We start from the raw sequence: 17,660 nt of genomic DNA, 5'->3' as shown, positions 1-17,660 counted from the left end.
TAAGAGACAGGGGGTAGGTGTACTGCGACGGGGCGGTACTCGGCACCGAGAAACAGCCGTAAGACCTGCAGCGTGACACCCAGAGACAACTCGACGGCCTGGGCTTGCGGCGGTGACGGATCCAGGACGTACTCGAATTCAAAGCGCCGCAGATCGGGGTCGAGGTGTGTGGTCACCCGCGCGGTGATCGACGGGCTGTAGGCCGCCATGAACTTGTCGAAGATCGTGAAGGCTTCGGCGACGGTGTCGGCGTTGCGTCCTGCCAGCCCGACCGGGCCGAGGATGTCGATACCTTGACGGAGCGCCAAACGCCGTCCGAAATCGGGGGTTTCGAGCACGGCAGCGGTGTCTTCGAGCATCTGGGCGCCATTGGGCAGGGAGATGAACCGGTCGTGGCGACCGACATCGTCATACGGAATGTGGGCTGCGGTGACCAGAGCGCGACTGTCCCCGCCGAGTTCGGTGACGAGCTGGTGAAAATTCGTCAGCGCCGTCCCCCGGATCACGGCCATGTCCCACAATGTCAAAGATTTGTCCCGAAATGTCAAGACAGCAGCTGTCAGTTTGCTGCAGAGTAGATGCCCGGGTCGGGGTGAATCGGCTGTGCGGCTTGCCCCCAGTGGTCGGCTACACAGCCCGAGTTCCTGTTGATGAGAGGGGCGCGGTGTCTGACGTGCAAGGTGACCAGTTGGTGGCGGCGGTTCTACCGGACGGCGGCGTTTTGCCGTTCCCGCCAGTTCCATCGGCCAGTATCGCGGGCCGCACGTTGCAGGAGTCGACGTACCAGCCGCGGCAGGTACCGAAGCGACTGCACGATGACTCGCCGAACATCGTCATCGTCCTCATCGACGACGCAGGCCCCGGCCTGCCCTCGACATTCGGCGGCGAGGTGCAGACCGCGACCCTGGATCGGATCTGCGGTGAAGGCGTGTCCTACAACCGCTTTCACACCACCGCCATGTGCTCGCCGACCCGGGCCTCGTTGCTGACCGGCCGCAACCACCACGAGATCGGCAACGGCCAGATCGCCGAGCTGGCCAACGACTGGGACGGCTACGCGGGCAAGATCCCGCGGTCGAGCGCCACCGTGGCCGAAGTGCTCAAGCAGTACGGCTACGCGACCTCGGCGTTCGGGAAGTGGCACAACACCCCCGCGGAAGAGACCACCGCGGCAGGGCCGTTCGAGAACTGGCCCACGGGTTTGGGTTTCGAGTACTTCTATGGATTCCTGGCCGGTGAGGCCTCGCAGTACGAACCGAACCTGGTGCGCAACACCACCGTTGTCGCCCCGCCGAAGACCGCCGAAGAGGGATACCACCTGTCGGAGGATCTCGCCGACGACGCCATCTCCTGGCTGCGCCGGCACAAGGCGTTCAACGCCGACAAACCGTTCTTCATGTATTGGGCCAGCGGTGCCATCCACGGCCCGCACCACATCATGAAGGAGTGGGCGGACAAGTACGCGGGTAAATTCGATGACGGCTGGGACGCTTACCGGGAGCGCGTCTTCGAGCGCGCCAAGGACAAGGGCTGGATCCCGCAGGACTGCGCCCTGACCGAGCGTGATCCTCAGCTCGCGGCGTGGGACGACATCCCCGAGGACGAGAAACCCTTCCAGCGCCGCCTGATGGAAGTGGCGGCCGGCTACGGCGAGCACGTCGACGTCCAGGTCGGCCGCATCGCCGACGAGCTCGAATCGCTGGGCTATTCCGACAACACTCTGTTCCTGTACATCTGGGGCGACAACGGGTCGTCGGGCGAAGGCCAGAACGGCACCATCGCCGAGCTGTTGGCGCAGAACGGGATTCCCACCACGGTGCGCCAGCACATCGATGCCCTCGACGAGCTCGGCGGCCTCGACGTCCTGGGTTCGCCTCTGGTCGACAACCAGTACCACGCGGCGTGGGCTTGGGCGGGCAGCACTCCGTACAAGGGAATGAAACTGCTCGCCTCCCACCTGGGAGGCACGCGCAACCCGATGGCGGTGCGCTGGCCGGCCAAGATCAACGCGGACGCCGCTCCCCGCGATGTGTTCCTGCATTGCAACGACATCGTGCCGACCATCTACGACATCGTCGGCATCGCACCGCCGCACACGGTGAACGGCGAACCCCAGACGCCGCTCGCGGGATCCAGTTTCGCCCGCACGTTGGCTGACCGAAATGCACCCGGCGGCAAGAAGACCCAGTACTTCGAGATCATGGGTAGCCGTGGTATCTACCACGACGGTTGGATGGCCTCGGCGCGCGGGCCGCGGCTGCCGTGGGTGCCGGGCCAGCCGCCCGGTATCGCCACCTGGACCCCCGACAACGACGTGTGGGAGCTCTACCACCTCGACGAAGACTGGTCGCAGGCCCACGATCTCGCCGCGGAACAGCCCGAGAAGCTGGCTCAGATGCGGGAGATGTTCATGGTCGAGGCGGCCCGCAATGCGGTGCTGCCCGTCGGTGGTGGCCTGTGGGTTCCGGTCTATCACCCCGAGCTGCGCATCGCCCCGCCGTACAAAGAGTGGGAGTTCTCGGGGGACACCATCCGGATGCCGGAGTTCTGTGCGCCTGCGCTGGGCAACAAGAACAACGTCGTCACCATCGACGTCGACATTCCCGCCAACGCCAACGGGGTGCTGTACGCCCTCGGCGCCGCGGCCGGTGGGCTGACCCTCTATCTGGACGAGGGCCAACTCTGCTACGAGTACAACCTCTTCATCCTGTCGCGCACGAAGATCCGCTCTGCCGGCAAGGTGCCGCCGGGGCGGGCCACCATCACCGTGACCACCCAGTACGCCGATCCCCGCCCGGCCGGCCCGCTCGACATCACCGTTGCGCGCAACGGCGAAACACTCGCCAGTGGTCAGGTCCCGATCAGCGCACCGTTGTTGTTCACCGCCAACGACTGCCTGGACATCGGGACCTGCCTGGGTTCACCGGTATCGCTCGACTACCGCGAACGCGCACCGTTCCCGTTCGAGGGGCAGATTCACCGCGTGCACGTCACCTACACCTAGCCGGCAGAAGACCCGAGAAAGGAACGACTTTTCGTGAAGAAGGATCGGCGCACGGCCAAATGGCTGGTCGCGCTCGGCACCACGATGCTGATGATGGCCACGCTGGCATGTTCGCCGTCGTCGCCGGAAAAGTCCGGCCAATCCGGCTCGGGGCAGCTGACACCCGACGAGGCCAAGGCCATCGCCCTGGATGCGTACGTCTACGGTTACTCCCTGGTCACCGTTGAGATGACGCGACGCGTTATGACCAATGTGGACAAGCCTGAAGCGCCGCGGGCTCCGATGGGGCAGCTCATGCGGATGCGGGAGTACCCCAACGCACAGTTCCGTGACGTCACCGCGCCCAACGCGGACACGCTGTACACAAACGGGTTCATCGACGTCAAGGATGAGCCCTGGGTGCTGAGCCTGCCGGACGCCCACGACCGCTACTACCTGTTCCCGATGCTCGACGGCTACACCAACGTGTTCGAGGTTCCCGGGAAGCGCACTACGGGCACTGGTCCGCAGACCTACGCCATCACCGGGCCCGGCTGGAAGGGCGCGCTGCCCGCAGGCGTGAAGGAGTACAAGTCACCCACCTCGACGGTGTGGCTGCTGGGCCGCATCTACTGCGATGGCACCCCCGAGGACTACGCCGCCGTGCACAAGCTGCAGGACGAGATCTCGTTGGTGCCGCTCAGCTCGTACGGCAAGCCCTACACCCCGCCGGCCGGCAAGGTCGATCCCTCCATCGACATGAAGACCCCGGTTCGCGATCAGGTCGAGAAGCTGAGCACCGAGGACTTCTTCAATCTGATGGCCACCCTGATGAAAGACAACCCGCCCGCCGAGGCGGACAAGCCGATCGTGGACAAGATGGCCGAACTCGGCATCGCACCGGGGGAGAAGTTCGACATCAACAAGCTCGGCTCCGATGTCGCGGCGGCTCTGCAGTCGGTTCCCAAAGAAGGGGTCGACAAGATCATGGCCCGCTTCAAAGAGTTGGAGGACGTCAACGGCTGGCGGTTCACCACCCAGACCGGTCAGTACGGCACCGACTATCTGCAACGCGCCGTGATCACCGCCATCGGGTTGGGTGCCAACCGGCCCCAGGACGCGGTCTACCCGACTTCTGAAGCAGATGCCGACGGCCAGGCCTACGACGGCGCCAACAAGTACACGCTGCACTTCGACAAAGGCCAGTTCCCACCCGTCAACGGGTTCTGGTCGCTGACCATGTACGACGAGGCATTCTTCTTTGTCGACAACCCGCTCAACCGCTACACGCTGAGCCAGCGGAACGACTTCGTCACCAACCCGGACGGGTCGGTCGATCTGTATCTGCAACGCGACAACCCCGGGCCGCAGAAGGAAGCCAACTGGCTGCCCGCACCACACGGAAAGTTCAACCTCATGCTGCGGCTGTACTGGCCGAAGGAGACCGCGCCATCGATCATCGACGGCACGTGGAAGCCGCCGGCCGTCAGGAAGGTTTCCTGACAAGGATTACCAGGAACTTGCCAACGAAAACGAGGTGGCTGCCAGACCTCTGGCAGCCACCTCGTTTTCTCGGGTGTAGCGGTGAGCTAGATGTGCACCGCCCGGTGGCGATGACGGAGCAAGCGGGTCAACCAGCGAACATCGATCAACATTACGTCGGCCTTTCTGTCAGGCGCTTTTGATAAGCAGGGGGAGCAACCGGCGGCGTGCCGTATTGCCTTCGGCGAAGTGATGCAGGGCTTCTGGCACCGAGGAGCTGAGCGGAACGCCCACCTCCTGGCGGCGAATCTCGGTGACGACCGGCTGGCTGGCCACCACTGACCAGTCCACGCCGAGCTCACCGCACTTTTCGTCGATGTCGTAGAACAGTGAGATCGCCTGCGGTGCTAAGCTGTTCACGCCACTCAGATCGAGTGTCAACGGCTTCTCCGCAAGGATGAACCGATTCACGTACGACGCGATCTGGTCGATGTTGTTGCTGTCGATATCTCCCTTGACGGTCACCACTGTCGCCAGCTGGCGGCATACCGCGCGCATGGATGCGCCCTCGCAGATGACTGCCGAGTTTCCGTACCGAAAGTGTCGATCCATTGCCGGGGTGTTGTTCGTGAATGTCATGATCAGCCTCCCGCCTTCTTTCCTGAGCTCTGGCTGAGCTCCGTCGCGTCAACCTGTCCACAAAGTTATGCGGGCAATCTAAGGCGGCTGGGTGCCAGCGTTAATACTTTGCTAAGAACCCTCGGGGGCTTACTCGTCGGTAAGGTTCACACGATCAGTACGTCGAGCGTTCGCGGTCCGTGGACGCCTTCTACGCGCTGTAATTCGATGTCGCTGGTGGCGCTGGGGCCGGAGATGAAGGTCAGCGGTCGTGTCGGCGCCAGCTCGGCGAACGCCTGCGGCACGGTGTCGACGATCTGGTCTGCCCGCACCACACAGAGGTGATGGTCGGGCACCAGGGTCAGCGCGCGCCGCCCCTGCGTGGGGCCGGCGTCCAGCACGATCGTCCCAGTCGCGGCGATACCGAGCGCGCATCCAGTCAGCACCGCATCGGCTCGGTCGAGTTGCTCGACGCCCAGCGCCGGCTCGTCGGCGACGGTGGTCAGCCCCGCCACCCATTCGGGCGGCACGTCAGCGGGGATGACCACGCTGGCGTGCGGTCCGACCAGTTCGCGGACCGTCGACGCGATCGCCGCGGCCTCGATGCGGTGTACGCGGGCCCGATACTCGGCGACCGTCGTGGCGAACCGTTCGACGTTGCCGGTGCCGGTCAGCGGCTCGCGGTGGTAGTCCCGCGGGACCACGACGGGCCGGGGCGGCGCGGACGCCAGGGCGGCACCGACCCGGCCGAGTACCGCGGCCCTGGCCTCGGGCGTCGGGCCGCTCATTCGTGGCCCCCGTCGTGCGTCCGGCTCCACCATTGCCGGAACGTCTCGGGTGGTGGTTCCGGAATGTCGCGGCTGGCGGTCCACTTCGACGCCGGCCAGGGCAGTGCGGAGATGCGGTGATCGCGCCCGGCGATCAGCCGCCCGGCGCTCAGAGCCTTCTCGGCCAACGAGAACCGGCCCGCACCGGCCATGGCCCAGCCCGCGGCCTTCATGGCCAGGTCCTGCCCGGACGGAAGGACCCCTCGTGCTCCCCTTTCTTCGTCGACCTGCTGCGCGCGCAGGTGCACCAGGATCGACGGGATGTCGATGCGGACCGGACAGGCTTCGAAGCACGCGCCGCACAGCGACGAGGCGTACGGCAGGCTGGCGTTGGGGTCATCGTGGCCGGTGGTGCCGGTGAGCTGAGGACTCAGGATCGCGCCGATCGGGCCCGGATAGACAGAGCCATAGGCGTGGCCGCCGGTGCGTTCGTAGACCGGGCACACATTCAGGCACGCGCTGCACCGGATGCAGTGCAGGGCGGCGCGGCCGACCTCGTCGGCCAGGACACGGGTGCGGCCGTTGTCCAGCAGGACCAGGTGGAACTCCTGTGGGCCATCGCCGGGGTGCACGCCGGTCCACATCGAGGTGTACGGGTTCATCCGTTCCGCCGTCGACGAGCGGGGCAGCAACTGCATGAAGACCTCGAGATCGGCGAACGTCGGCACGATCTTCTCGATACCCATCACGGTGATCAGCGTCCGCGGCAGCGTCAGGCACATCCGTCCGTTGCCTTCGGACTCCACGACCGCGAGCGTTCCGGTTTCGGCGATACCGAAGTTGGCACCGCTGATCGCGACGTTCGTGGTGAGGAACTTGCGGCGCAGATGTGCCCTGGCCGCCATGGCCAGTACCCGGGGCTCGTCGGTGAGCTCACCGGCGTCGGGCATCTCGCGCGTGAAGATCTCCCGGATCTCGGCGCGGTTGCGGTGGATGGCCGGCACCAGGATGTGGCTGGGTTTGTCGTGGCCGAGCTGCACGATGAGCTCCGCCAGATCGGTTTCGAAGGCGGCGATGCCCTGGGCTTCCAGGTATTCGTTGAGTCCGATCTCCTGGGTGGCCATCGACTTGACCTTGACCACCTCGTCGGAGCCGGTGGCGCGGACGAGGTCGGCCACGATGCGGTTGGCCTCGTCGCCGTCGCGGGCCCAGTGCACCACACCGCCGCGCCGGGTGACGTTGTCCTCGAGCTGTACCAGCAGTTCGGGAAGCCGTGCCATCACGTCCTGCTTGAGGGCGCTGCCCGCGGCCCGCAGCTGCTCCCAGTCGTCGCATTCGCGAATTGCGTTGAGCCGCTTGGTGCGAATGGTTTGGGTGGCATGGCCGATGTTGCGGCGCAACTGAGAGTCGGCGAGCGCGGTACGGGCGGCTTGCGGAAACGGCGCGTCGCCTCGCAGGTTGCCGACGCCGGGGGTGCCCAGGAAGGTGGTCATGGGTGGGCTGCCAGGATCTCGGCCAGGTGCACGGTGCGCACCCCCGCACGCAGCCGGCTCAGCCCGCCCCCGATGTGCATCAGGCACGACGAGTCACCGGCGCTGCACACCTCGGCGTCGGTCTCCAGGACGTGGGCCATCTTGTCGGCCAGCATCGCCGTGGACGTGTCGGCGTTCTTGATCGCGAACGTTCCGCCGAAGCCACAACAGGATTCGGCCTCGGGTAACGGCACCAGCGTCAGACCTCCCACATTGCGCAGCAGCCGCAGTGGTTTGTCACCCACCCCGAGCATGCGCAGCGAGTGGCAAGTGGGGTGATAGGTGACGCGGTGCGGATAGTAGGCGCCGACGTCGTCGACACCGAGTACATCGATCAGGAACTCGGACAGCTCGTACGTCTTGGCGGCCAGGTTCTCGGCTCGGGTGCCCAGGGTTTCGTCGCCCGCGCGACGGGCCATCATCGCGTGCTGGTGACGCGCCGAACCCACGCATGAGCCCGACGGGGCGACCACGGCCTCGCAGTTGGCGGATTCGAAAGCCTCGACGTGATTGCGCACCAGCGCGGTGGCTTCCTTGAGATAGCCGGTGTTGACATGCATTTGGCCGCAACATGTTTGGCCTTTCGGAAAGACAACGTGATGGCCGAGGCGCTCGAGCAACTGGACGGTGGCGATCGCCGCGGGAGGAAACATGGCATCGGCCAGGCAGGTCGCGAACAGGGCGATTCGCATGCGTTCTCCTAGGAATCCCGGTGCCACTGCGCGCCGCGGTAGTGCTCCCACGGGTTGTAGTCGGCGAGCAGCTCCTGCTGCGGAGGACGTTCGGCCTCCGGCACATGCTGCAGGTTGATCCGCACCCGGTACCAGATCGAGCTCGGGCCGCGCATGCCGTCGAGCAGGATGTCGACGGGCTCCAGACGTTCGGCCGCCGCGGGATGACGTTCACGCCACACATCCAGTGCCGCCATCGCCTCGTCTTTGGTCTTGGTCTTGGCGATCTCGATCAGCGGCATCGAAGAAACGCGCCTGCCGTCACCGCTTCGTCCGGCTCCCTTGGGGGCCTTCTCGGCCGGGCCGAGCTCCTTGGCCAACGCCAGCAACGGGTCCAACTCGCCGACCGTGACATCCATGCCCTCCCACGGGTCGCCGATGGCGGCGAACCGGTCGGGCACCGTGGTCACCGTGAACGCCTCCGGGTGGCACTCGTCGACCTCGTCCCAGCGCAACGGGGTGGACACCCTCGCGTCGGGGGTGGCCCGGACGGAATAGGCAGAGGCGACTGTGCGGTCCTTGGCGTTCTGGTTGAAGTCGACGAACACCCGGGCGCCCCGTTCTTCCTTCCACCACCGGGCCGTCGCGAGGTCGGGAACGCGTCGCTCCACTTCGCGGGCCACCGTCTCGGCAGCCAGGCGCACCTTGGTGAACGGCCACCTCGGGTGGATGCGGGCATAGATGTGGAAGCCGCGCGACCCCGACGTCTTGGGCCACGCCGTCAGACCGTATTCCTCCAGCACCTCGCGGGCCACCTGGGCGACATCGACGATCTGCGGCCAGTCGACCCCGGGCATCGGGTCCAGGTCGACCCGCAATTCGTCGGGATGGTCGAGGTCCTCAGCGCGCACCGGGTGTGGGTTCAAGTCGACGCACCCCAGGTTCACGGCCCACGCCAGCCCCGCAACATCACGCAGGACGGCTTCCTTGGCCGAGGTACCGGATCGGTACTTGAGCTCGGCGACGTCCACATAGTCCGGCCGCTTCTCCGGTGCCCGCTTCTGGAAGATGGCCTCGACGGCGATGCCCTTGACGAACCGTTTGAGGATCATCGGACGCCCGTACACACCGCGTAACGCGCCGTCGGCCACTGACCGGTAGTAGTTGATGAGGTCCAGCTTGGTCACGTGCGCGTCTGGGAAAACCACCTTGTCGGGATTGCTGACGGCCACCTCGAGGCCGTCGATCTCCAGCGACACTGCACCGGCCATGACCACATGGTAGTTACCGCCCGCGGTGCGATAGGTGTCACATATTGTGGCGACATGCCAAGTCTGTCTTATCTGCCGGCGAACCTGACCGCGAAGGCCAAGCAGTACGCCGAGCGCGGCGCAGCCGAATTGCACTATGCGCGCAAGATGTTCGAGGCCGGCGCGCTGCGGCTGGAGCCGCCACAGAACGTCCTGGCCATGCTCGGGGATATCCGCACCTGGGGCGAGATCGGGATGATCCCGGCGCTCAACGCGCGTCGGCACCCCGAGCGTGTCGCAGTCATCGACGACGACGGTGAATTCACGTTCGGTGAGCTCGACTCCGCGGCGCACGCGGTGGCCCACGAACTGCTCACGATGGGCGTCAGGGGCGGTGACGGGGTGGGGATCCTGGCCCGCAACCACCGCTGGTTCCTGGTCGCGCTGTACGGCGCGGCCCGGGTCGGCGCCCGGATCATCATGCTCAACTCGGAGTTCTCGGGGCCGCAGATCAAAGAGGTCTCCGAGCGCGAGGGCGCCAAGGTGATCATCTACGACGACGAGTACACCGCGGCGGTGGCCCACGCCGAACCGGAACTGGGCAAACTGCGGGCCTTGGGCGTCAACCCGGAGTCCGACCAGCCCTCTGGCAGTACCGACGAGACACTGGCCGACGTCATCGCCCGAAGCAACGGGCGACCGGCACCCAAGGCCGGCAAGCACCCGTCGATCATCATCTTGACCAGCGGCACCACCGGCACGCCCAAGGGCGCCAACCGGGCCGCTCCGCCGTCGCTCGCCCCGATCGGCGGAGTGCTCTCGCACGTCCCGTTCAAAGCCGGCGAGGTGACCGCGCTTCCCGCGCCGATGTTCCACGCGCTGGGTTTCCTGCACGCCACCATCGCCATGATGCTGGGCACCACACTGGTGCTGCGTCGCCGGTTCAAACCCGCCACCTTGTTGGAAGACGTCGAGAAGCACCAGGTGACCGCCATGGTGGTGGTGCCGGTCATGCTGTCGCGTCTGCTCGACCATCTCGAGCAGATGACGCCCAAGCCCAACCTGTCCTCACTGCGGATCGTGTTCGTCTCCGGATCCCAGTTGGGTGCCGAGCTGGCCTCGCGCGCCCTCAAGGAGCTCGGGCCCGTCATCTACAACCTCTACGGCTCGACCGAGATCGCCTTCGCGAGCATCGCCCGGCCCAAGGACCTGTCGATCAACCCGTCGACGGTCGGGCCCGTGGTCAAGGGCATCACCGTCAAGATCATCGACGACAACGGCAAGGAGCTCCCGCAGGGGCAGGTGGGCCGCATCTTCGTGCGAAACACGTTCCCGTTCAAGGGTTATACCGGTGGCGGGGGCAAGCAGATCATCGACGGCATGCTGTCCTCCGGTGACGTCGGGTACTTCGACGAGCACGGCCTGCTCTACGTCAGCGGCCGCGATGACGAGATGATCGTGTCCGGCGGGGAGAACGTCTTCCCGGCCGAGGTCGAGGATCTGATCAGCGGCCATCCCGACGTCATCGAAGCGACCGCACTCGGTGTCGAGGACAAGGAATGGGGCGCCCGGCTGAAAGCTTTCGTGGTGAGGGCCGAAGGCGCCAGCCTCGACGAGGACACGGTCAAGGCCTACGTCAAAGAACACCTGGCCCGCTACAAGGTGCCGCGCGAGGTGGTCTTCCTCGACGAGCTGCCCCGCAACCCGACCGGCAAGATCCTCAAGCGGGAGCTGCGCAACCTGGAATAGTTCGCGCGCGCCGGTGGTAGTACAGCGTTGTGAACATCGACCTGACCGGAAAGACCGCGCTCGTCACCGGCTCGACCCAGGGCATCGGGCTGGCCATCGCCGAGCAACTGGCCCGCAGCGGAGCCCGGGTCGCCGTCAACGGCCGCACGGCGGCCCGCGTCGACGAAGCCGTCGCCAAACTGGGCGAGTTCGACGTCCTTGGCTTCGCCGCCGACGTCTCGACCGAAGCGGGGACCGCCGACCTGCTGCGGCAGCTGCCCGACGTCGACATCCTGGTCAACAACCTCGGCATCTTCGGTGCCGTGCCGCCGCTGGAGATCACCGACGACCAGTGGCGCACCTACTTCGACGTGAATGTCCTTGCGTCAGTTCGGCTTATCCGCAGCTATCTGCCCGGGATGACCGAGCGCGGCTGGGGCCGTGCGATCCAGATCGCCAGTGACTCCGCCATTGTCACGCCGGCGGAGATGATCCATTACGGCGTGTCCAAGACCGCACTGCTCGCGGTGTCGCGCGGTTTCGCGAAGGAGGCCGCGGGCACCGGCGTGACCGTGAACTCGGTGATCGCCGGGCCGACGCACACGGCAGGCGTCGAGGACTTCGTCTACCAACTCGTCGACAAATCGCTGCCGTGGGACGAGGCGCAGCGCGAGTTCATGATCAAGCACCGGCCGCAGTCGCTGATCCAGCGCCTCATCGAGCCCGAGGAGATCGCCAACATGGTGACCTACCTGGCCTCTCCGCTGGCCTCGGCCACCACCGGCGGGGCGCTACGCGCCGACGGCGGATACGTCGACTCGATCCTGCCCTGAGTTGATCCCTTGGCGAGGAGTCAGTCGAGCATCGCGGTGCCCGGCACAGCCAGGCATATCAGCGACAACGCCAGCAGGAACCAGCCCGCGCCCTGCCAGATCGGCCAGGTGCCCCCGGCTTTCCACACCTGGTAGGTGCGGATGAAGGCGCCGAGGCCGCCGACGAACAAGATCGTGGGGACCAGGATCGCCGAGAGCGTGGAATGGTCAAACGCGTAGAACGCCAGCGCGACAGCAGCGAGGACCACGACCCCCACCACGTAGCCCACCGCGGACCGGAACGTTTGCGGGTCGTGCCAACGCTTTTCGACGTCGTTTCTGTTGCTGCCCATACAGTCAACTCAGCTCGTCACGGCGGCCCGTTGATGTACCAGGCCAGGCAGCCCGGCCGGTCCCGGCACGCGATGATGGCGCCGGCGTCGGGGGCGGAGCCGCGCACCCGCGGTGGTCTGGGCTGCAGATTGCAGTTCACTACGTAGGGGTTCCACGGAATGACGCCATTCACACACGGCTCGGCCTGAAGTTTGGTGGGCCCAGGAGCGGCCTGACCCCACACGACCGTCGGCGCTGTGACAATCGACGCCGCCGCCACACCCAGTACCACCGGGCGCACAATGCGCTGTAGTGACGTTCTCATCATCGAGTGCCAACCGTTTCTGGTAGCCGCCTATTTCGACGGTACGCCTGACACCCGCGCAGGGAACGGTTACGGGTCGCGGGGCAGGCCCAGCAGTCGTTCGGCGATGATGTTGAGCTGCACCTCGGTGGTGCCGCCGTAGATGGTGGTGGCGCGGCTGGCCAACAGGTACTCGGCCCAGCGGCCGAACTCCTGCTCCGGATCACCCACGGCGCCGTCGGTACCGAAGGACGCCACCGCGAACTCCGCGTAGCCCTGGCCGGTCTTCATCGACAGCAGCTTGGAGATCGCCGCCGCGGGCATCGCGTCGCCACCGGCCAGCGTCAACAGGGTGGACCGCAGGTTGAGCACCTTGGCGGCGTGGCCTTCGGCGATCAGCTGGCCGGCATGGTTCTGCTCGATCTGGTCGAACTGGCCGTCACGTAGGAACGCGACGAACTGGTCGAGGTTGGCCAGGAACGGCGGCTCGCTGCTGCCGATCGACACCCGCTCGTTGGTCAGCGTGTTGCGGCTGACCTCCCAGCCGCGGTTGACCTCGCCGAGCACCATGTCGTCGGGCACGAACACGTCATCGATGAACACGGTGTTGAACATCGCGTTGCCGGTCAGCTCGCGCAGCGGCTTCACCTCGACGCCGGGAGACTTCATGTCCAGCAGGAAGTACGTGATGCCATTGTGCTTCGGAGCGCTGGAGTCCGTCCGCGCCAGCAGCGCACCCCACTCCGAGAACTGCGCACCCGTCGTCCAGATCTTCTGACCGGTGATGCGCCAGCCGCCGTCGACCTTGGTGGCCTTGGTGGTGAGGCTGGCCAGGTCCGAACCCGCACCCGGCTCGGAAAACAGCTGGCACCAGATCATCTCGCCGCGGAACGTCGGCGGCAGGAAGCGCTGCTTCTGCTCTTCGGTGCCGAACGCCACGATCGAGGGGATGATCCACGAGGCGATGCCCATCTGTGGGCGCCGCACGCGGCCGGTGCTGAATTCCTGGGCGATGATGATCTGCTCGATCGGCTCCGAGGCACGCCCCCATGGCTTGGGCAGGTGCGGCTGCACCCAGCCGCCCTCGGCGATCGCGGTGTTGCGCTCGGCGCCACTCGGAAGCGCCTTCAGCCCAGCGACTTCCGCGCGGATCTCGTCGCGCAGCTTCTCGGTGTCGGGATCGAGGTCGATGTCGACCGGGCGCATCCCGGTGGTCGTCGCGGTATCGACCACCGACTGCGGGTAGTCCGAGGCCCGACCGAAGCAGGCGGCCAGCACGAGCGCACGCCGGTAGTAGACGTTGGTGTCGTGCTCCCAGGTGAAGCCGATTCCGCCGTGCACCTGGATGCAATCCTGGGTGGTGTGCTGCGCGGCGGCGGGTGCCAGGGTGGCGGCCACCGCGGCGGCGAACTCGAAATGGGTTTCCGCCGGGGGGTCTTCCTGCGCCTCGTCCAATGCGCGGGCGGCATCCCAGACCGCGGCGGTGGCCCGTTCGGTCTCGGCGATCATCCCGGCGCACTTGTGCTTGATCGCCTGGAACTGCCCGATCGGCCTGCCGAACTGTTCGCGGATCTTGGCGTACGCGGTGGCGGTGTCGGTGGCCCAGCGGGCGACACCGATCGCCTCGGCCGCCAGCAGGGTCGTGATGAGGGCGTGGGCATGGGCGCGGGTCAGGCGAGATAGAACGCGACCAGCGTCCTCGTTCAAGGCCACCTCGGTGGCATTGGCTCGCACATGGGCCAGCGGGCGCAGGGGATCGACACTCTGTACCGGCTCGATCTCCAGCTGGTCGGCATCCAGCACCACCCACTGGACACCGGATTCGATCGCGACCGGCAGCACCAGAACGGATGCCTGCGCCGCGGCAGGTACTGCCCGTGCCTCGCCGCGGATGATCAGGCCGTCGCCGTGGCGGGTCGCGGTCAGGCCGGAGTCGATGGCGTAGGCGGCGATGGTCTCGCCGGAGGCCAGGCCGCTGAGAATCTTTGCCTCGGGTTTGTCGGCCGAGATCAGTGCGCCGGCGATCGCCGACGGGACGAAGGGGCCGGGCACCGCGCCGTAGCCGAACTCGGCCAAGGTGATGGCCAGCTCCAGGATTCCGAAGCCTTGCCCGCCAACGGATTCCGCGAGGTGTACGCCCTGCAGCCCCTGCTCGGCCGCGGCTTTCCAGTACGGCGGGGGATTCGGGATCGGTGTCTCGAGCGCTTCGTGCAACACCTCCGACGGCGCCACCCGCGCTACCAGGGACCGAACAGAATCGGCCAGATCGCTGTGCTCAGAAGTGATCGCAATGGGCATGCGGTTCCTCCATCCGGGGTCTATTAACCGGTCGGTTGGGCCCGAGGGTACCCCGGCGTGACCGGCGCCACTCCAGCGGCCTATCTGACCCCGTTCACTACGTGGGACAAGTGTTCCCCGTCGCGAATGCGCCGGCAGTTGTCCACCGCCATGGTCAGGTAGCGCCGCATGGTGTCGACGGTGTACCAGGTGACGTGTGGGGTGAGCACCACGTTGGGCAGCTCCAGCAGTGGATTGTCGGCGGGTATCGGTTCCTCGGCGAACACATCGAGCCCGGCGGCCGCCAGCTGTCCATTGCGCAGTGCCTCGACCAGGGCAGGCTCGTCGATGATCGGCCCCCGCGCGGTGTTGATGACGACCGCGCCGGCCTTCATCGACGCCAGGGCCTTGCTGTCCAGCAGGCCGCGGGTGGTGTCGGTCAGGGGGAGATGCAACGAGACGATGTCGCTGGCGGCCAACAGATCTGGCAGGGGGCGCCATCGAGGGTGGCCGGTGTCGCGGGTGCTGGTGTGCAGGACCTGTGACGGCTCGGCGCCCATCGCCACGACGATCTTCTCGACCCGCTTGGCGACGTTGCCGTAGCCGAGCAGGCCGACGGTGCACCCGCCGATGTCGCGCACTGTCTCGCCCAGGCTGTGATCCGACGGCCAGCCCGTACCGTCCCGGGTGGCACGGTCGAGTTCGGGCAACCGGCGCAGCGCGGCCAGCATCAGCAGCACGGTGCCCTCGGCCACAGAGGGGGCATTGGCCCCGGGCATGTTGGCCACCAGGATGCCCAGCTGGGTGGCGGTGTCGACATCGATGGTGTTGACGCCCGCGCCCAGCTTGTGCACCAGCCGCAGCCGGAGACCGCGCTGTAGGTCATCGCCGGAAACCGGCCGCAGCACGTGCCAGAGCACCTCGGCGGTGGGCAGTTCCCGGTAGAAGGTGTCGTCGTCATCTTCGGCGCAGAACCGCACATCGAGCCAGTCCTGATGCGGTGCAAGGAAATTCAGCACCTTGTCGCCGGGGGTGAAGTGCGCGAGAACCCGGATGGGTCCGGGGTTCACGGCCACCGCTTCGCGATCCATTCGGCGATGGTATCGGCCTGCTCATCGCGGGCGCCGGCAGTGGTGAAGTAATGATCGGTGTCGATCGAGCACTGGGACTTGTCGGTGCCGGCCAGCGCGTCGTAGATGCGTTTGGCGTCGGACGGAAACACCCCGGTGTCCTGGTCGGCGTTGATCACCAGGGCCGGGCAGGTGATCCGGGCCAGATGCGGCTCGGCCCTGGTCTGGGCGTGCCGCAGGCTCCACATGCCGATCCAGTTGCGCACGGTGGTGGCCGCAGCGATGCCGCGGGCCGATCGGTTGGCCTTGATCGGAGTGCCGGCGTAGCACAGGTTGGGCTGCCGGTTGGTGGGCTCGATGGCGGGGTCGACCATCCTCGGGTCGGCCCAGGTGCGCATCACTGTGAAGGGACGATCCGAATACCCCGCTGCCCGAATTCTTTTGAGCTCCGTTTCGGCCCAGTCGGTGATCTTCTCGTTGCGGGCGACCTGGGCGGCGCGATAGCGCGCCACGAACTCCGCCGAGTAGGGCGCGGGGTTGCGCTCGTCGAACAGGTCCAGCTCGGGGTTGCCGGCGACAGCGTCGTTCTCGTCGACGACGGAGCTGTCCATCCAGGCGGTGAGCACGTCGGGGCGGCCCGGGTGGGCTGCGCTGGCCACATACCCGTCGGCGGGCAGCAGTTCGGTGAGACCGGCCGCCGGTCGCATCCCGGCCAGCGGCTGCACATTCGGGTCGACGGCCTGGGACTGGTAGGCGGCCATCAGTGATCCGCCCCCGGAATTGCCCAGCAGCACAACGGTTTCGATTCCCTGCCGGTCACGGAGCCAGCGCACGCCCACTCCGATGTCGACCAGGGCGTGGTCGAGCAGGAAGCTGCTCTCGAATCCGCGGAAGCGGGTGTTCCACCCCAGGAATCCGACGCCCCTGGCAGCCAGGTAGTCGGCGATGTAGTGCTCGGAGAAGTCGATCTGATAGTGGGTGGCGATCACGGCGACTGTCGGTTTGTGTCCCGCGGGCCGGTAGTAGAGGCCCTGGCATGGGAAGCCGCCGGCGCCGGCACGCTGGGCCGTCGGCGATTCCATGCCGATGAACTCGCGGATCACTTCCGGCTGGTTCATGTGCGGGGTCTCTCCTCGTGGTAGATGGTCCGGTGGAACACGTTGGCCAGGGTGCTGATGCAGGCGGCGTCGTCGGCGGTGGCGTCGCGACCGCCGGACAGCTGGGTGTAGCAGAACTGGTTGAGCATCGACACCAACGCGACGGCGGTCAGGTGAGCGTCATCGTCGGGGCAGAACCCTTGCTGCTGAGCATGTTTGACCATCTCGGTGATCATGGATATGGGCAGCTGGCAGATCTCGTCCCAGTATTCGGCGAAGTCGTCGTCGATCATCGCCATCTGGGACACGCTGATGATCTCGGCCAGGCGGTGCCGGTAGGTGGTCCAGTGCGCGGAGGCTGCCTGGTGGCAGCGTTCCCAGTTGGTCAGATCCGGTGCCGTTGCAGGCAGCGCGCGTTCGCGGGCCTCGTTGCGGAACCGAAGGGCCCATTCGCGGACCATGGCCTCTTTCGAGGCGTAATAGTTGTAGAACGACGCGGCCGAGCGGCCCGCCTCGGAGGCGATGTCGGAGATCGTCGTGGCCAGGATGCCCTTGCGGGCGACGACCGTGCGGGCGGCGTTGTCGATCGCCGCCTGGGTCTGGCGCCCGCGCGCGGTCGGCAGCGGGGTGCGGGGACTGACGGTCACGGATTTCCTCACTCCCGGCGAACGGGGAACCTGGCAGGCCATTGATCACATCTGAATCTGATGTTAGATTCAGATTCGCACTTGCGCCA

Annotated in this window: 16 protein-coding genes; 4 read left to right on the top strand and 12 right to left on the bottom strand. The window is 66.4% G+C overall.

Annotated features, from left to right (window positions below):
• Positions 1 to 512, bottom strand: a 512-nt coding sequence (locus tag E0T84_RS26550; protein WP_138745969.1) for an AraC family transcriptional regulator ligand-binding domain-containing protein, incomplete at its 3' end; no start/stop codon positions are given.
• Positions 513 to 664: 152 nt separating this feature from the next.
• Between E0T84_RS26550 and E0T84_RS26545 the strand changes: the two genes are divergently transcribed.
• Positions 665 to 3,004: an arylsulfatase gene (locus E0T84_RS26545; RefSeq protein WP_070189499.1), complete on the top strand. Its 2,340-nt coding sequence runs from the start codon at positions 665 to 667 to the stop codon at positions 3,002 to 3,004.
• 84 nt (positions 3,005 to 3,088) lie between these two features.
• Complete coding sequence (locus E0T84_RS26540) at positions 3,089 to 4,486, top strand: DUF1254 domain-containing protein (RefSeq protein WP_138745974.1); 1,398 nt, start codon at positions 3,089 to 3,091, stop codon at positions 4,484 to 4,486.
• 168 nt (positions 4,487 to 4,654) lie between these two features.
• Here E0T84_RS26540 and E0T84_RS26535 read toward each other — a convergent pair whose 3' ends face one another.
• The 5 genes from E0T84_RS26535 to ligD form a co-directional block, all read right to left on the bottom strand.
• Entirely contained in the window at positions 4,655 to 5,104 is a 450-nt protein-coding gene (locus E0T84_RS26535; protein WP_138745968.1) for an STAS domain-containing protein, read from the bottom strand.
• Between the two features lie 146 nt (positions 5,105 to 5,250).
• A complete protein-coding gene (locus tag E0T84_RS26530; protein WP_070189501.1) occupies positions 5,251 to 5,871 on the bottom strand; it encodes a lactate utilization protein C in 621 nt (206 codons plus the stop codon).
• Entirely contained in the window at positions 5,868 to 7,343 is a 1,476-nt protein-coding gene (locus tag E0T84_RS26525; protein WP_070189502.1) for a LutB/LldF family L-lactate oxidation iron-sulfur protein, read from the bottom strand. The genes E0T84_RS26530 and E0T84_RS26525 overlap by 4 nt, the downstream gene beginning before the upstream one ends.
• Positions 7,340 to 8,074: a (Fe-S)-binding protein gene (locus tag E0T84_RS26520; RefSeq protein WP_138745967.1), complete on the bottom strand. Its 735-nt coding sequence runs from the start codon at positions 8,072 to 8,074 to the stop codon at positions 7,340 to 7,342. The genes E0T84_RS26525 and E0T84_RS26520 overlap by 4 nt, the downstream gene beginning before the upstream one ends.
• A gap of 8 nt (positions 8,075 to 8,082) precedes the next feature.
• The gene (ligD, locus tag E0T84_RS26515) at positions 8,083 to 9,324 is read right to left on the bottom strand and encodes a non-homologous end-joining DNA ligase (RefSeq protein WP_070189539.1); all 1,242 of its coding nucleotides are present in this window, start codon (positions 9,322 to 9,324) and stop codon (positions 8,083 to 8,085) included.
• Positions 9,325 to 9,378: 54 nt separating this feature from the next.
• On the opposite strand from ligD, the gene fadD2 reads away from it, so the two are divergent.
• Positions 9,379 to 11,052: a long-chain-fatty-acid--CoA ligase FadD2 gene (gene fadD2 / locus E0T84_RS26510; RefSeq protein WP_171055191.1), complete on the top strand. Its 1,674-nt coding sequence runs from the start codon at positions 9,379 to 9,381 to the stop codon at positions 11,050 to 11,052.
• Between the two features lie 29 nt (positions 11,053 to 11,081).
• Positions 11,082 to 11,864 carry an SDR family NAD(P)-dependent oxidoreductase gene (locus E0T84_RS26505; protein WP_070944931.1) on the top strand — a complete coding sequence of 261 codons (783 nt, stop codon included), beginning with the start codon at positions 11,082 to 11,084 and terminating at the stop codon, positions 11,862 to 11,864.
• A 20-nt stretch (positions 11,865 to 11,884) separates the two neighbouring features.
• Here E0T84_RS26505 and E0T84_RS26500 read toward each other — a convergent pair whose 3' ends face one another.
• The 6 genes from E0T84_RS26500 to E0T84_RS26475 all read right to left on the bottom strand — a co-directional run bounded on the left by E0T84_RS26500 (position 11,885) and on the right by E0T84_RS26475 (position 17,571).
• Positions 11,885 to 12,196, bottom strand: a complete 312-nt coding sequence (locus E0T84_RS26500; RefSeq protein ID WP_070189506.1) for a hypothetical protein — start codon at positions 12,194 to 12,196, stop codon at positions 11,885 to 11,887.
• A 17-nt stretch (positions 12,197 to 12,213) separates the two neighbouring features.
• The gene (locus tag E0T84_RS31980; protein ID WP_318263537.1) at positions 12,214 to 12,504 is read right to left on the bottom strand and encodes a hypothetical protein; all 291 of its coding nucleotides are present in this window, start codon (positions 12,502 to 12,504) and stop codon (positions 12,214 to 12,216) included.
• Positions 12,505 to 12,570: 66 nt separating this feature from the next.
• Positions 12,571 to 14,778: an acyl-CoA dehydrogenase gene (locus E0T84_RS26490; protein ID WP_138745966.1), complete on the bottom strand. Its 2,208-nt coding sequence runs from the start codon at positions 14,776 to 14,778 to the stop codon at positions 12,571 to 12,573.
• Positions 14,779 to 14,858: 80 nt separating this feature from the next.
• Entirely contained in the window at positions 14,859 to 15,848 is a 990-nt protein-coding gene (locus E0T84_RS26485; protein ID WP_171055190.1) for a 2-hydroxyacid dehydrogenase, read from the bottom strand.
• Positions 15,824 to 16,945: an alpha/beta hydrolase gene (locus tag E0T84_RS26480; RefSeq protein ID WP_171055189.1), complete on the bottom strand. Its 1,122-nt coding sequence runs from the start codon at positions 16,943 to 16,945 to the stop codon at positions 15,824 to 15,826. The genes E0T84_RS26485 and E0T84_RS26480 overlap by 25 nt, the downstream gene beginning before the upstream one ends.
• Entirely contained in the window at positions 16,942 to 17,571 is a 630-nt protein-coding gene (locus E0T84_RS26475; RefSeq protein WP_070944928.1) for a TetR/AcrR family transcriptional regulator, read from the bottom strand. The genes E0T84_RS26480 and E0T84_RS26475 overlap by 4 nt, the downstream gene beginning before the upstream one ends.
• Positions 17,572 to 17,660 lie beyond the last annotated feature (89 nt).

Source organism: Mycobacterium sp. DBP42 (assembly GCF_005924235.1).
GTDB classification, from domain to species: domain Bacteria; phylum Actinomycetota; class Actinomycetes; order Mycobacteriales; family Mycobacteriaceae; genus Mycobacterium; species Mycobacterium syngnathidarum.
The sequence above is the reverse complement of the archived record's forward strand: the minus strand, read 5'-3'. Positions and strand labels throughout refer to the sequence as shown.